The organism is Parabacteroides distasonis ATCC 8503 (assembly GCF_000012845.1).
GTDB classification, from domain to species: domain Bacteria; phylum Bacteroidota; class Bacteroidia; order Bacteroidales; family Tannerellaceae; genus Parabacteroides; species Parabacteroides distasonis.
In genome coordinates this window covers 1291782-1305633 of the sequence record NC_009615.1, presented here as the reverse complement: position 1 = coordinate 1305633, position 13852 = coordinate 1291782, and the positions used below count along the sequence as shown (strand labels likewise).

Below are 13852 nucleotides of genomic sequence, written 5' to 3'. Positions count from 1 at the left end.
CTAGGTCCCGAAGTAGGCGACAAAAGTACTAAAATTATCGTTCCGTACCCAAGTTGCGGTAAGTAAAGAAAAAGAATACCGCTAACGTTGGTAGTGTCTATAAAATTCCTAATTTTGTACGAAAACTAATATCATAAAAAAATGAATGAGAACGATGCTTTTTATAACGCATTAATAGATGTAGCTGCTTGGGATAAAGAGAATACCTTAGATCGTTTTATGAATAGTGATAGCCTCTTCAAAAAGTTTCTATATAAATTTATTACTACAGATGGTTCGTATGTGAAATTACGGAGCTCTTTAGTAGAGCGGGATTTGGAGAATGCCAAGCTATATTCGCATACCTTGAAAGGGATAGCCGCTAATTTAGGTCTGGTAAATCTATTCGATGTATCGAATAATATACTATCGCTGTTGAGAGAAGGGAATCTGGAAGAAGCGTTGCGTTATGAAGATGCATTGGGAAAACAATACGATGCCTTGCGAGATATCGTTGTTGAGTTTTGTTCTTAATCTATTGTATATTAACTATCTAATTCTAAATAAAGACTATCAGTATGGATACTATCATAAAAACTCAAATTATAGATTTGATTCACAGGGAGGTAATCCCTGCTATCGGATGTACGGAACCTATTGCCGTGGCTTTGGCGGCCGCAAAAGCGGCAGAAGTGCTGGGGCGTAAGCCAGAGAAGATAGAGGTTTATCTGAGCGCCAATATCCTGAAGAATGCCATGGGAGTAGGAATCCCGGGGACTGGCATGGTGGGGTTGCCTATCGCTATCGCCTTGGGATCGATCATCGGTAAGTCCGCTTATGGGCTAGAGGTGCTGAAAGACTTGACTTCGGAGGGATTGAAAGAAGGTAAGGAAATGGTCTGCAAGAAATGTATCGGTATAGACCTGAAAGAGAATGTAGATAAACTTTATATCGAAATTATAAGTTCAGCAGGGAACGATCGTTCAAGGGTGATCATTTGCCATGAGCATACCCATATAATATATGTAGAGAAAAACGGGGAGGTATTGACTGATTTACGTACGGCAAACGCTTCTGGCGAGGAAGTATGTGAGAATAAGGATTTACGTCTTTCCTTCTCTATGGTCTATGAGTTTGCCATGGAAATGCCATTGGATGAGATTCGTTTTATTTTAGAAACAGCTGAGTTGAATAAGAAAGCCGCCCAAGCTTCCATGAAAGGCAATTATGGACATACCGTAAGCAAGACGGTCTCGGGTGCTTTCGGCCGTAAGTTCATGGGAGATTCCGCTTATACGCATATGTTGATCATGACTTCCGCCGCTTGCGACGCTCGCATGGATGGCGCTATGATCCCGGTGATGAGTAATTCGGGAAGCGGTAATCAAGGAATCGCCGCTACGCTTCCGGTTCTTTCTTTCGCCGAGGATATCCAATGCTCGGAAGAGCAACTGATCCGTGCGTTGATGTTAAGCCATTTGATGGTGATCTATATCAAGCAAAGTCTGGGACGCTTGTCCGCCCTTTGCGGTTGTGTGGTTGCCGCTACGGGAGCGAGTTGCGCTATCACCTATTTGATGGGAGGAAATAAGGCGCGGATTTCTTATGCGATCAAGAATATGATCGGTAATATTACCGGAATGATCTGTGACGGTGCCAAGCCGAGTTGTGCGATGAAAGTATCTAGTGGCGTATCTACGGCGATGCTTTCCGCTTTGATGGCCATGGAGGATAAGGTGGTGACTTCCGTGGAAGGTATCATCGATGAGGATGTGGATAAATCGATCGCGAACTTGACCGCTATCGGTTCTAAAGGAATGGAGGCGACGGATCGTCTGGTGCTGGACATCATGACCGGTAAATCTTGTTAATGGGATTCTATGGAGGAGGCACCAAAGGCGAGGAAAAAAGAGATTATGCGAGTGACACTTTTAGGGTCATTCGCTAATTTTGTTTTATTGGTATTCAAGTTCGTGGCGGGTATCTGGGGGCATAGTAGCGCTATGATCGCCGATGCGGTACATTCGTTATCTGATTTCGTAACGGATATAATCGTACTTCTTTTTGTCAATATATCTTCCAAGCCAAAGGACGAGAGCCATGATTACGGGCATGGTAAATACGAGACTTTGGCGACTTCAATTGTTGGTATCGTCTTGCTTTGTGTAGGTTTTGGCCTTTTCTGGGAGGGAGCGAACAAGATTTATGACTTTTATTTCAAGGGGATTCCGTTGGAAAGTCCGGGAATGATCGCTTTAGTTGCCGCTCTTATCTCCATTGTGATCAAGGAATTACTGTATCATATTACGGTTTGGGTAGGAAGGAAGCAGAATAGTCAAGTCGTTATCGCTAACGCTTGGCATCATCGCTCGGATGCCTTTTCCTCGATCGGTACGGCTTTAGGTATCGGAGGGGCGATTTTGTTGGGGGATAATTGGCGTGTGCTGGACCCGTTGGCGGCTGTGATTGTCAGTTTATTTATCGTAAAAGTAGCCTTACAACTAGTGATCCCGGCGATTAATGACTTATTGGAGAAATCTTTGCCGAAGGAGGTGGAGGATGAGATCTTGGCGATCATTAGTGAGATTCCCGAGGTAAAGAGCCCGCATAATCTACGTACCCGCCGCATCGGTAATAATTTTGCTATCGAGGCGCATATACGGGTGGACGGACAGATAACCGTGACTCGTGCCCATGACTTGACGAAAGAGATCGAACAGAATCTGCGTGATAAGTTCGGTCAGGCTACGCACATCGCTTTGCACGTGGAACCAATTAAATAAACGAATTGTTATTTGACCATGATGAAGAACTTATATAGGGGAGAAGTGCTCTATTTGATCGCTTCCCCGCTGGATCATGTGGAGGCTTACCGCTATTTTGAGGATGGGGGACTGGCTGTTGTTGATGGAAAGATTGTAGAGGCGGGGCCGTTCGAGGCGATGCGTTCCCGTTACCCGGATTTCCCGGTGACAGACTATTCCGGTAAATTGATTACACCCGGCTTTATTGATTCCCATATCCATTTCTCCCAGTCGGAGATACAGGGAATGTATGGCAAGCAACTTCTGGATTGGCTGGACGAATATACGTTTCCCGCCGAGGAAGCTTTCTCTTCCATGGAATATGCACAAGATATCGCTCGCTTTTTCGTGAAGGAACTGGTAAAGAACGGAACTACGACTTGTGCCGCTTATGCCACGGTTCATCCTGCTTCCGTAACCGCATTATTTTCCGTGGCTACGGAGTATAATATGTGTATCTTGGCTGGAAAGGTGATGATGAACCGGAACGCTCCGGATTATCTGATGGATACCACGCATCAGGGTGAGTTGGACTGCCGTAGCTTAATCGAGGATTGGGACGGGAAAGGACGGAATCACTATGTGATCACGCCCCGTTTCGCCATAACCAGTACGCCGGATCAATTAAAGTCTGCCGGTCGTTTACATGCCGAATATCCCAGTACCTATATACAGACACATCTTTCGGAAAATCTGGGAGAGATTGAATCTGTCTTATCGCTCTGTCCCGGTCATGCGGATTATCTGGAGGTCTATGAGCGTGCCGGATTGTTGACCGATCGTTCGATATTCGGGCATTGTGTCCATCTAACCGATCGGGAATATAAGCGGTTGGGAGAAACGGGAGGCATTATCGCCCATTGCCCGACCTCGAACCTTTTCCTTGGAAGCGGATTATTCGATATGAGGGAAGCGAACCGTTACGGCGTACGTACTACCTTGGCGACAGATGTCGGTGCGGGTACATCTTTCTCTATGTGGCGTACGATGGGAGAGGCCTATAAGGTACAACAGTTGAACGGTTATCCGATGACAGCATTGGAGGCTATCTATAAATGTACGCTAGGCTCTGCACGGGCCTTATCGTTGGACGACCGAATCGGAAGTTTCCTCCCTGGCCGTGAAGCGGATTTCATAGTCGTGGATTATGCCGCTACCTCTGTCCAGAAATTGCGTATGGAGTATCTTCGTTCGAGAGATAAATGGACGATCGAGAATAAGCTGTTTGGCCTGCAAACCCTCGGCGATGACCGGAATACGGTATGTACTTATATAATGGGCAAGCAAGTATACGGCTCAGATTCGTGCGATCATCAAGAAGCAAGTATGTAATACGACCGTTACGACGATCCATAGGCGCTCGGCAGTAGTCGGGCGCAATCCCGGGAAATGATATTCTATAGCCCCGTGCTTGCAAGCGGAGAGGCAATCTCCGCAATAGGTACAGGTATAGCCGATCTTTCCCTTCTCGATCTCTTCTTTATGTAGGGCATCATAACGGCAAGCGTTTGTGCAAGCCATGCAATGGCAACAATCCGTGGTCAGTCGTACCCGGAAAGGAGAGAGGTATTTGAGGAAAGACACTAAAGTCCCGATCGGACAATAACTACTGCAATGCACCATCTTCCGTCTCTTTCTGGAAAACAATAGCATGACAAGTAGGCCGATAACTCCGACCGCTATTCCAAAAGCGGTGGCTATCCTGCCACTCGCCCCGAATATTCGGAGTAGGATGGCCCCCAACATAACCAGAAATAATATGCTGTATCGCATTTGCTTGTGATAGGGGAACCTTTTTCGTTCCAATTTTCCCCGGGCACTCCATGCGTCAAATGCCCCGAAGTAACAAAGCTGGCTACACCAAGCGGGACCGGATAGTAATAAGGTGCTGATAAAAAGTATGGGCATGAATAATCCCTCGAAGCGATAAAGCGGTCCGGCCAAGATTACCGCAGGGATCGGTAAATGCAGTTTTCCGGTCATAAGGAAAATAGGATCGGCAAAAATCCCTAGAGCAAGTTGCCCGAAAAAAACGATCGAGAATAACAACCACGCTCGTTTTCTCCATTTGGGACGTTCTTGCCGATCTTGCATCTTATAGCAGAGCCAACCACCGTATAGCATGGCAAGTATCACTTGTATCCATCCTCCATACGGAAATAACCTTTCGCCTATCAATAGTGGATTTTTAGGCATGACTTGAACGATCGAGAGAAGTCCCCCGACTAATAATACGGTACTGATAACAATACGTCTCGTTTTCATGCTCAATTATTTTATGCGTAAAAGTATGCCTTTTACGCGAATAATTATAGCACGGGCATTGTATTTCTGATACTTGTTACACCGATTAAACGATCATACCGTGCTCCCATCGGGCAATAATAGACGTAAATGCTATATTCGTTCTCCGTCTGGAAGAAATTACCCTCGATAGGGCCGGTCTGTCCTACGGTCTGTCCGTTAGGGACAAAGAGGTACTGATAGTTGTAACTGCCTTGTTTCAGTAAGACGGATTTCTCGTATTGATGCGTCTCCGGATTATAGCCCATCTTACTTTTCTCGTCCAATACATTATTATATAATTCGCCGTTCAAATACACGTTTCCATCGGGAATTAAGTCCATGGCGAGGGTAAAGTGAACGATGTAATAGTCCGCTTCCGTATCCGGGTCGTTACAATTACTGCAACGGATGAAAAAACGGCCGTCTTGGTCTTGATCGTATTGATACGATAATTGGTCACGCCGATAGTCCGTCATCAACTCTACATGGTAGTATGGATTATGGAACGAGATACTTTCTACGTGCATGCCATTGTATTTGTTGCTCAAAAATTCCATACGGCGATATTCGTTTCCTGCGGGAAAGATCAAGTTCTGATTGTTCGTATAAGAGATCTGGTTTTCTAAAATAGTCATAGGCTGAAGACCTGTTACGGCATTATCCCTGCGGTTATTCTGATAAACCCAGATTTTCAAGTCGGTCTGAGGATAGGTGATGGGGAAATTCTTGTTATTGATCGCAAAGCTGACTTGTTGGTGTGACTGATTGGTATCGATATCCGTATTTCCGCTCACCGTAGCGGCGACACTAACCATCGGCTCGAAAATAGAAAAGCAAGCGGTAAATACGATCTGGGAGGGATCATCCTCGTTATATACTTGCAAGGCATAATTCCCCGAGACCTTCGGTTGAACGTCATCGTTTGGGAAAAGTAATCGGTAGTTGGTGTATTGCACCGTAGTACCCATCGCATTGGCGAAATCCTCGATCGTGCTCCCTTGGAAACCATTCATATACTCAATCGGGGAAAGATTCGATTGCGTCCAATCGGCGTTGCAATGAACCAGATTATAGGCGTATCGCCCGAAGCCCGGATTAAAAGCATCGAAATTAACTTCGATACGGTTTTCACCGCCCAGTTCAATGAATGGATCGGAGAACATCTCGCCGGCAACCTTCACTTGGAGGGTCTTTATTTGCTTATCGCTAACGTTGGTGAAGTAAGTCACTTGAGCGTTCAACGGTACTAAAACCGTGATAAGCAGCAGAAATAGGATTTTAAAAACTTTCATTTTCTTATTACTTTCTTTAACGACGCAAAATTATGGAATTATTTCTCTATTTATTTGCCTTTCCCTGCTCTAAAGCATGAAAAAATGTTTACTTTTGCAGGAAAATTACATATAAACAATTTTAGTTGTATCATGGCAAATGTGATTAAGATTAAAAAGGGTTTAGACATTAATCTGAAGGGCAAAGCTTCGGATGTACTGTTAAACGGCGGCAAGAGCGAGTCTTACGCGATCGTCCCCGATTATTATAACGGTATTCTCCCCAAAGTTGTTGCGAAAGTAGGAGAAAAAGTCAAAGCCGGTTCTGTACTGATGATTGACAAGAACCGCCCCGAGATCAAGTTTGTTTCGCCGGTCAGTGGCGAGGTAACTGCCGTAAACCGAGGAGAGAAGCGTAAGGTGCTAAGCATCGTTGTGAAGCCGGATGCGCAGATCGAGTATGAGGAGTTCGGTAAGAAGAACGTAGCATCCCTACAGGGAGCAGAGGTGAAAGAGGTACTTCTGAACGCTGGTATGTGGCCGTTTATCAAGCAACGCCCATACGATATCGTTGCCGCTCCATTAGATACTCCGCGTGATATCTTCGTTTCGGCTTTTTACTCCGCTCCGTTGGCTCCAAACTTCGATTTTATCGTAAAAGGTCAGGAGGCTGATTTCCAGACTGGATTAAACGCCCTAGCTAAATTAACGAATGGAAAAGTGTATGTGGGTGTAAGAAGTGGTTCTGTCGTGAGCGGAATGAAAGGTGTGGAGATCGTGGAAGTAGAAGGTCCGCATCCCGCAGCGAACGTTGGCGTGCAGATCAATCATATCAAGCCCGTTAACAAGGGTGAGGTAGTTTGGACGGTTAATCCGGCAGACGTGATCGTTATCGGACGTTTGTTCAACAAGGGTGTCGCCGATTTCAGCCGTATGGTTGCTATTACCGGTTCCGAGACTACCGAGAGAGGCTACGTTAAAACGATTTCAGGTTGTACGATTAAGAGCTTGGTTAACGGTAAAGTGTTAGGACAGGAACATATCCGTATTATCAGCGGTAATGTTTTGACAGGTACCAAGGTGAATATGGATGGTTACCTAGGCGCTTATGATAACCAGATCACCGTGATTCCGGAAGGTGATGAGACGCATGAGTTCTTAGGTTTCGCTATGCCTCGTTTCAACCAGTTCAGCGCTAGCCATAGTTACTTTAGCTGGTTAGGTACTAGCAAGGAATATGTGATCGACGCCCGTATCAAAGGTGGTAAACGTGCCATGATCATGTCTAATGAATACGATAAGGTGTTTCCGATGGATATCTATCCGGAGTATTTGTTGAAAGCGATCATTGCGTTCGATATCGACAAGATGGAGAACTTAGGTATCTATGAGGTGGCTCCCGAGGACTTCGCTCTTTGCGAGTTCGTGGACACTTCCAAGATCGAGTTGCAAAAGATCGTTCGCGACGGATTGAACCTGTTGTATAAGGAAATGAATTAATAACATAAAAAACTTATAATACATTGAAAGCGTTAAGGAATTATCTCGACAAGATTAAGCCTAACTTTGAGGAAGGCGGAAAGCTGGCGATGTTCCGTTCTGTTTTTGACGGTTTCGAAACATTCTTATTTGTTCCGAACGAGACCTCTAAAACGGGCGTACATATTCATGACTGTATTGATTCAAAGCGTGCCATGACCGTGGTTATCATCGCTTTGTTGCCTGCTTTGCTTTTTGGTATGTATAATGTCGGTTATCAGCACAATTTAGCTGTGGGGGCTGATCCGGGATTTTTGATGACTTTTATTTTTGGATTTTTGGCGGTATTGCCTAAGATCATTGTTTCGTATGTGGTAGGTTTGGGTATAGAGTTCGCTGTCGCCCAAGTGAAGAAGGAAGAGATTCAAGAAGGATTCTTGGTTTCCGGTATCTTGATTCCGATGATCGTTCCGGTCGATACTCCGTTATGGATGATCGCCGTAGCTACTGCTTTCGCTGTTATTTTCGCGAAAGAGGTATTTGGTGGTACGGGATATAATATATTTAATGTAGCATTGGTTACACGTGCGTTCTTATTCTTCGCTTACCCGGCAGCAATGTCTGGTGATCAAGTGTTCGTTCGTACGGCTGATACGTTTGGTATTGGGGCTGGCCAAGTGGTTGACGGCTTTTCCGGAGCTACTCCGCTGGGACAAGTCGCTATCGCTGGTAAGGAGATGATCGGTTCTTTCCAAGCTGTTGACGTATTAGGCAACCCGATCTCTACTTGGGACGCGTTTATTGGTTTGATCCCGGGCTCTATCGGTGAGACTTCCGTATTGGCTATTTTGATCGGTGCGGTTATCTTGTTGGTTACGGGTATCGCAAGTTGGAAGACAATGGTTTCCGTGTTCGTGGGTGGTGCTTTCATGTCATTGATCTTTAATATGGTCGGTACAACGGTCGCTATGTGCGTATCTCCGCTGGATCACTTGTTCTTAGGTGGTTTCGCTTTTGGTGCCGTGTTCATGGCTACAGACCCTGTGACTTCCGCTCGTACGGAGACAGGTAAATATATCTATGGTTTCCTTGTAGGTGCTATGGCCATTATTATTCGTGCGTTGAACCCGGGTTATCCAGAGGGTATGATGCTCGCTATCCTGTTGATGAACGTGTTCGCTCCGCTGATCGACTATTATGTTGTGGAAGCTAATATCTCTCGCAGATTGAAACGTGTAATAAAATAAAGTAAGAAGGAATATGGCTAAATATAAATGTAAGGTATGTGGCTATGTCCACGAGGGAAATAAGGCTCCTGACACTTGCCCGGTATGTTCCGCTCCTGCTTCCGAATTTGAGGAAATCAAGGAGGAGGGCGCCGCTAAGAAAGGCATAAACCGGGATAGCAATGTTTATACGGTTGTTTATGCGGCTGTGATGGTTGTGCTAGTGGCTGTCGTATTGGCGTTTACTTCACAATCATTGAGAAGTTTTCAGAAACAGAACGAGGATAACGATAAGAGACAACAAATTCTGCGTTCTATCAACGTAAATGTTTCTTCTTCTGAGGCTGAGACCAAGTACAACGAGTTGATCAAGGAAGCTTTCTTGGTAAACGAGAATGGTGAGAAGGTTGAAGGCGACGCTTTCGCTACGGATGTAGTTAAGGCTGCCACTGAGCATCAATATCCGGTTTTCGTCGCGAATGTAGATGGTCAACCGAAATATATCATGGCTTTGCATGGAGCAGGTCTTTGGGGTCCGTTATGGGGTTATATCTCTGTAGATAGTGATAAGAATACTATTTATGGTGCTGACTTCAGCCACCAAGGTGAAACTCCGGGTCTGGGAGCAGAGATCTCTAAACCGGTGTTCAGCAATGAGTTCAAAGGTAAGAAGATCTTCATGAGTGGAGAATTCAAGTCTGTCGCTGTTGTTAAGCCGGGTAAGAGCGTAGCGGGACAGGATTATGTAGACGGTATCTCAGGTGGTACAATTACCAGTAAAGGTGTGGATGAAATGTTATTCAACAGCTTGAGCGGTTATGTTAAATTTTTGACCTCACAAAATTAAGTAGAAGATGGGATTATTATCTGAAAAGAATAAAGAAGTTCTGTTAGGCCCGTTGAGCGCTAACAACCCGGTTGTCGTTCAGATGTTGGGTATTTGCTCTGCGTTGGCTGTAACATCAAAACTTGAGCCGGCCATCGTGATGGGTATCTCGGTGACGGCTGTCGTGGCTTTCGCTAACGTGATCATTTCATTGATGCGTAATACGATTCCGAACCGTATCCGTATTATCGTGCAATTGGTGGTAGTTGCCGCTTTGGTGACAATCGTTAGTGAGGTGTTGAAAGCTTTTGCTTATGACGTAAACAAACAGCTTTCCGTATTTGTCGGTTTGATCATTACGAACTGTATCTTGATGGGACGTCTGGAAGCGTTCGCCTTGGGTAACGGCCCATGGGAATCGTTCTTGGATGGCATAGGTAACGGTCTGGGATATGCGATTATTCTTATTATCGTAGGTTTCTTCCGTGAATTGCTGGGATCTGGTACCTTATTGGGTTTCCAAGTGATTCCGCAGGCATTCTATGATCTGGGTTACGTGAACAATGGTTTGATGATCTTGCCTCCGATGGCGTTGATCGTGATCGCTGTTATTATTTGGGTTCATCGTGCTAAGAACAAGGAACTTCAAGAAAATTAATGTTAACGATTAAACGAATAATAGAATGGAACAATTATTAAGCACATTCGTCCGCTCGATCTTCGTTGACAACATGATCTTCGCATACTATTTGGGTATGTGCTCTTTCGTGGCTGTCTCAAAGAACGTGAAGACCGCTTTAGGATTAGGTATAGCAGTGACATTCGTACTTTTCTGTACGTTGCCGATTAACTATATGCTTGAGAATTATGTATTGAAAGAAGGTGCGTTAAGTTGGTTAGGCCCGGAATATGCGGAGGTGAACCTTAGCTTCTTGGCGTTTATTATCTTTATCGCCGTTATCGCTTCTTTCGTGCAGTTGGTCGAGATGGTAGTCGAGAAATTCTCTCCGTCTTTGTATGCTTCCCTTGGTATCTTTTTGCCGCTGATCGCTGTAAACTGCGCTATCTTGGGTGGTTCTCTGTTTATGCAACAAAAGGCGTTCCCTAATGTAGGTGTCGCCACTGTTTATGGTTTAGGATCTGGTATCGGTTGGTTGCTGGCTATCGTAGGTATGGCGGCTATCCGTGAGAAATTGTCTTATTCAAATGTCCCCAATGCCTTGAAAGGCTTGGGTATTACTTTCATCATCACGGGTTTGATGGGTATGGCATTCATGTGTTTCTCTGGTCTGAAGATTTAAGTATTAACGCATTAAACAAAATATAAAGATGACTTTATTAATGTCGGGCGGACTTACGATTGGTGTCAGCGCAATAGTATTCTTATTGATCACGCTGATCTTGGTCGGTTTGCTTTTGTTCGCCAAAGCAAAATTGGTGCCTTCAGGGAATGTAAGCTTGAAGGTTAACGGAGAGAAAGATATAGAGACCCCGATTGGTGGAACTTTGCTAGGTGCGCTACAGAGCGGTGGCATCTTCTTGTCTTCCGCTTGTGGTGGTGGTGGTAAATGCGGTCAGTGCCGTGCTCAAGTTATTGATGGCGGTGGTGAGATCCTACCTACTGAGAAAGGTTTCTTCTCTCGTAAACAAGTGAAAGATCATTGGCGTTTGGCTTGTCAATGCAAGGTGAAAGAGGATATGGTCGTTCAAGTACCAGACGAGGTATTTGGCGTTAAGGAATGGGAATGCGAGGTTATCAGTAACAAGAACGTCGCTACATTTATCAAGGAGTTTATCGTTGCGTTGCCTAAAGGTGAGCACATGGACTTTATTCCGGGTTCTTACGCTCAGATCAAGATTCCTACATACTCAATGGATTATAACAAGGATATCGATAAGAGCTTGATCGGCCCCGAGTATCTGCCGGCTTGGGAGAAATTCGGTTTATTCGGTTTGAAGTGTAAGAACGACTCACCGTCTATCCGTGCCTATTCTATGGCTAACTATCCTGCTGAGGGTGACCGTATCATGTTGACCGTGCGTATCGCTACGCCGCCGTTCAAACCGAAACCACAAGTTGGTTTCATGGATGTGATGCCGGGTATCGCTTCTTCTTATATCTTTACGTTGAAACCGGGTGATAAGGTGACTATGAGTGGTCCTTATGGTGATTTCCACCCAATTTTCGATTCTAAGAGAGAGATGATGTGGATTGGTGGTGGTGCTGGTATGGCTCCGTTGCGTGCCCAAATCATGCACATGACGAAGACGTTGAAGACTACGGATCGTAAGATGTCTTACTTCTATGGCGCACGTGCCTTGAACGAAGTGTTCTATTTGGAAGATTTCTTGGAAATAGAGAAAGAATTCCCAAACTTTACGTTCCACTTGGCGCTTGACCGTCCTGATCCTGCCGCTGATGCTGCGGGTGTTAAATATACGGCTGGATTCGTTCATCAAGTAATCCATGATACTTACTTGAAGGATCACGAGGCTCCGGAAGATATCGAATACTACATGTGTGGTCCGGGCCCGATGTCAAAGGCCGTGGAAAATATGCTGGATAACTTGGGTGTACCTCGTGAGATGTTGCACTTCGATGATTTCGGTGGATAAAATAGGATTTCTATATCTGCAGATAGAAGGCGGGGGTTAAGATCCTCGCCTTTTTATTTTGGCCTTGAAACTCCTCTTTACGAAGATATACTTCAAATGCTATAGGATATATACTGCATGTGTCATAGGATATATACTTCATTAACGAAATAAGTCGTACTTCTATGTCGGCACATTAAAAATGTAATTATTTTGAAATAATATGCAGCGTTTATCGTTTTATAAGCATCTAAGCTTATATAGTCATAAAAACAAGTTAGACATGAAGCCATTGATTTTATCTTTTTTTGCGGTTTTATTAGGATACTCATTCTTTTTCGATAAAGATGATGAAATAAAATTGCGTAATGTTGACCAGATATCGTTGGAATCTAATTCTACGATGCCTGAGAGGGGTGATTCTGTCACTTTGTATGCGAAAAGGCTCCCTAATACTCCGGAATATATTTTACGAATCGCAAAACCGGAGGATTATCTCTTTACGAAATAAAATTTTCGTGTTAAAATATTTGTTTATTTGACGAATATTGCTATGTTTGTGCCCATGTAACTTTTAATGCGTGGGATATGGATTTGAAATCTACTCAATATATAGAAAAAACAGGAAGTGTCGCAAAGGCATTCCTGTTTCTTTTTCTTCTCTTTCTATCAAGCATATATAATCTGTTTAAGTTTGCCAGCCTTGAAAATGAGGAGGTAGAAGTATCAGATATGGTGCTACCTTCTAAGACTTCCGGTGATGTCGAGTATATAGAACAAGATGACTTATCTGCAAGCTGTAAATTCCTGATCGATAGAACTACTCACTGGTTGGGCTGAGTAAGCCCTTATCTGATCCGTGCGAGTGCATAGAAGGATAAGGGGGACTTATTTTAGATAATTAAACGATTTTCTCCAATAGATTGTATTCCGGTATATCTTCGAGGAAAGCATACGTCTGTTTCTCATAGTCAATTTTGCAACAAAAATGACGGATGCCGTTGCTTACGGTTAAGTATTTTACGTGTAAGACCATGTTATAACGTACGATTTGATCGAATACAGCGCTTGTTATCTCGATATGTGGAGCTTTATATTCAATAATCATTAGAGGTGCTAGAAACCGATTGTATGCAACGGTATCGCATCGTTTGGATGTTCCGTTTAGTTTCACCGCTACTTCATTCGCTAAAAGTTCTTGAGGATAGTTTTTTTCCGTGACCAAATAGTTCACGAAATGTTGTCGTACCCATTCCTCTGGCGTTAATGCGACAAATTTTCGGCGTACAGGATCCCAAATAGAAGGCTTTCCTGCTTTCTCCGTAACTTTGACTGAGAATTTTGGTAGATTTAATGGGAGCATTTGCTATATTTGCTATTTATATT

Annotated in this window: 15 protein-coding genes; 12 read left to right on the top strand and 3 right to left on the bottom strand. The window is 44.2% G+C overall.

Annotation, left to right across the window (positions count from 1 at the left end; genetic code table 11):
• The first annotated feature begins 141 nt into the window (after positions 1 to 141).
• Genes BDI_RS05665 through guaD form a run of 4 tightly spaced genes read left to right on the top strand, consistent with a single transcriptional unit; the run spans position 142 to position 4115 of the window.
• On the top strand, positions 142 to 513 hold the full coding sequence (locus BDI_RS05665) for an Hpt domain-containing protein (protein ID WP_005856873.1): 372 nt from the start codon (positions 142 to 144) through the stop codon (positions 511 to 513).
• 44 nt (positions 514 to 557) lie between these two features.
• Complete coding sequence (locus tag BDI_RS05660; protein WP_008779903.1) at positions 558 to 1850, top strand: serine dehydratase subunit alpha family protein; 1293 nt, start codon at positions 558 to 560, stop codon at positions 1848 to 1850.
• Between the two features lie 9 nt (positions 1851 to 1859).
• Entirely contained in the window at positions 1860 to 2762 is a 903-nt protein-coding gene (locus tag BDI_RS05655; protein WP_005856877.1) for a cation diffusion facilitator family transporter, read from the top strand.
• Positions 2763 to 2774: 12 nt separating this feature from the next.
• The gene (gene guaD, locus BDI_RS05650) at positions 2775 to 4115 is read left to right on the top strand and encodes a guanine deaminase (protein WP_005856879.1); all 1341 of its coding nucleotides are present in this window, start codon (positions 2775 to 2777) and stop codon (positions 4113 to 4115) included.
• On the opposite strand, the gene BDI_RS05645 is transcribed toward guaD, so the two are convergent.
• Together BDI_RS05645 and BDI_RS05640 are read right to left on the bottom strand one after the other, a co-directional pair.
• The gene (locus BDI_RS05645) at positions 4080 to 5048 is read right to left on the bottom strand and encodes a 4Fe-4S binding protein (RefSeq protein ID WP_008779900.1); all 969 of its coding nucleotides are present in this window, start codon (positions 5046 to 5048) and stop codon (positions 4080 to 4082) included. The genes guaD and BDI_RS05645 overlap by 36 nt on opposite strands.
• Before the next feature lie 44 nt (positions 5049 to 5092).
• Positions 5093 to 6361, bottom strand: coding sequence for a DUF5103 domain-containing protein (locus BDI_RS05640; RefSeq protein WP_005856883.1), 1269 nt, complete (start codon positions 6359 to 6361; stop codon positions 5093 to 5095).
• Between the two features lie 132 nt (positions 6362 to 6493).
• Between BDI_RS05640 and BDI_RS05635 the strand changes: the two genes are divergently transcribed.
• The 8 genes from BDI_RS05635 to BDI_RS05600 all read left to right on the top strand — a co-directional run bounded on the left by BDI_RS05635 (position 6494) and on the right by BDI_RS05600 (position 13306).
• A complete protein-coding gene (locus tag BDI_RS05635) occupies positions 6494 to 7840 on the top strand; it encodes a Na(+)-translocating NADH-quinone reductase subunit A (RefSeq protein WP_008772142.1) in 1347 nt (448 codons plus the stop codon).
• A gap of 23 nt (positions 7841 to 7863) precedes the next feature.
• Complete coding sequence (locus BDI_RS05630) at positions 7864 to 9066, top strand: NADH:ubiquinone reductase (Na(+)-transporting) subunit B (protein ID WP_005856887.1); 1203 nt, start codon at positions 7864 to 7866, stop codon at positions 9064 to 9066.
• A gap of 13 nt (positions 9067 to 9079) precedes the next feature.
• Positions 9080 to 9892 (top strand): NADH:ubiquinone reductase (Na(+)-transporting) subunit C, encoded by an 813-nt coding sequence (gene nqrC, locus BDI_RS05625; protein WP_011966319.1) that lies wholly within the window; start codon positions 9080 to 9082, stop codon positions 9890 to 9892.
• Positions 9893 to 9899: 7 nt separating this feature from the next.
• Complete coding sequence (locus tag BDI_RS05620; RefSeq protein WP_005856891.1) at positions 9900 to 10529, top strand: NADH:ubiquinone reductase (Na(+)-transporting) subunit D; 630 nt, start codon at positions 9900 to 9902, stop codon at positions 10527 to 10529.
• A gap of 25 nt (positions 10530 to 10554) precedes the next feature.
• Complete coding sequence (gene nqrE, locus BDI_RS05615) at positions 10555 to 11172, top strand: NADH:ubiquinone reductase (Na(+)-transporting) subunit E (RefSeq protein WP_005856893.1); 618 nt, start codon at positions 10555 to 10557, stop codon at positions 11170 to 11172.
• A gap of 40 nt (positions 11173 to 11212) precedes the next feature.
• Positions 11213 to 12487: an NADH:ubiquinone reductase (Na(+)-transporting) subunit F gene (gene nqrF, locus BDI_RS05610; protein WP_010182986.1), complete on the top strand. Its 1275-nt coding sequence runs from the start codon at positions 11213 to 11215 to the stop codon at positions 12485 to 12487.
• Between the two features lie 262 nt (positions 12488 to 12749).
• On the top strand, positions 12750 to 12977 hold the full coding sequence (locus BDI_RS05605) for a hypothetical protein (protein WP_010182987.1): 228 nt from the start codon (positions 12750 to 12752) through the stop codon (positions 12975 to 12977).
• 77 nt (positions 12978 to 13054) lie between these two features.
• Entirely contained in the window at positions 13055 to 13306 is a 252-nt protein-coding gene (locus tag BDI_RS05600; protein ID WP_009017466.1) for a hypothetical protein, read from the top strand.
• 61 nt (positions 13307 to 13367) lie between these two features.
• Here BDI_RS05600 and BDI_RS05595 read toward each other — a convergent pair whose 3' ends face one another.
• Positions 13368 to 13829 (bottom strand): type I restriction enzyme HsdR N-terminal domain-containing protein, encoded by a 462-nt coding sequence (locus BDI_RS05595; RefSeq protein WP_005856901.1) that lies wholly within the window; start codon positions 13827 to 13829, stop codon positions 13368 to 13370.
• Positions 13830 to 13852: the final 23 nt, after the last annotated feature.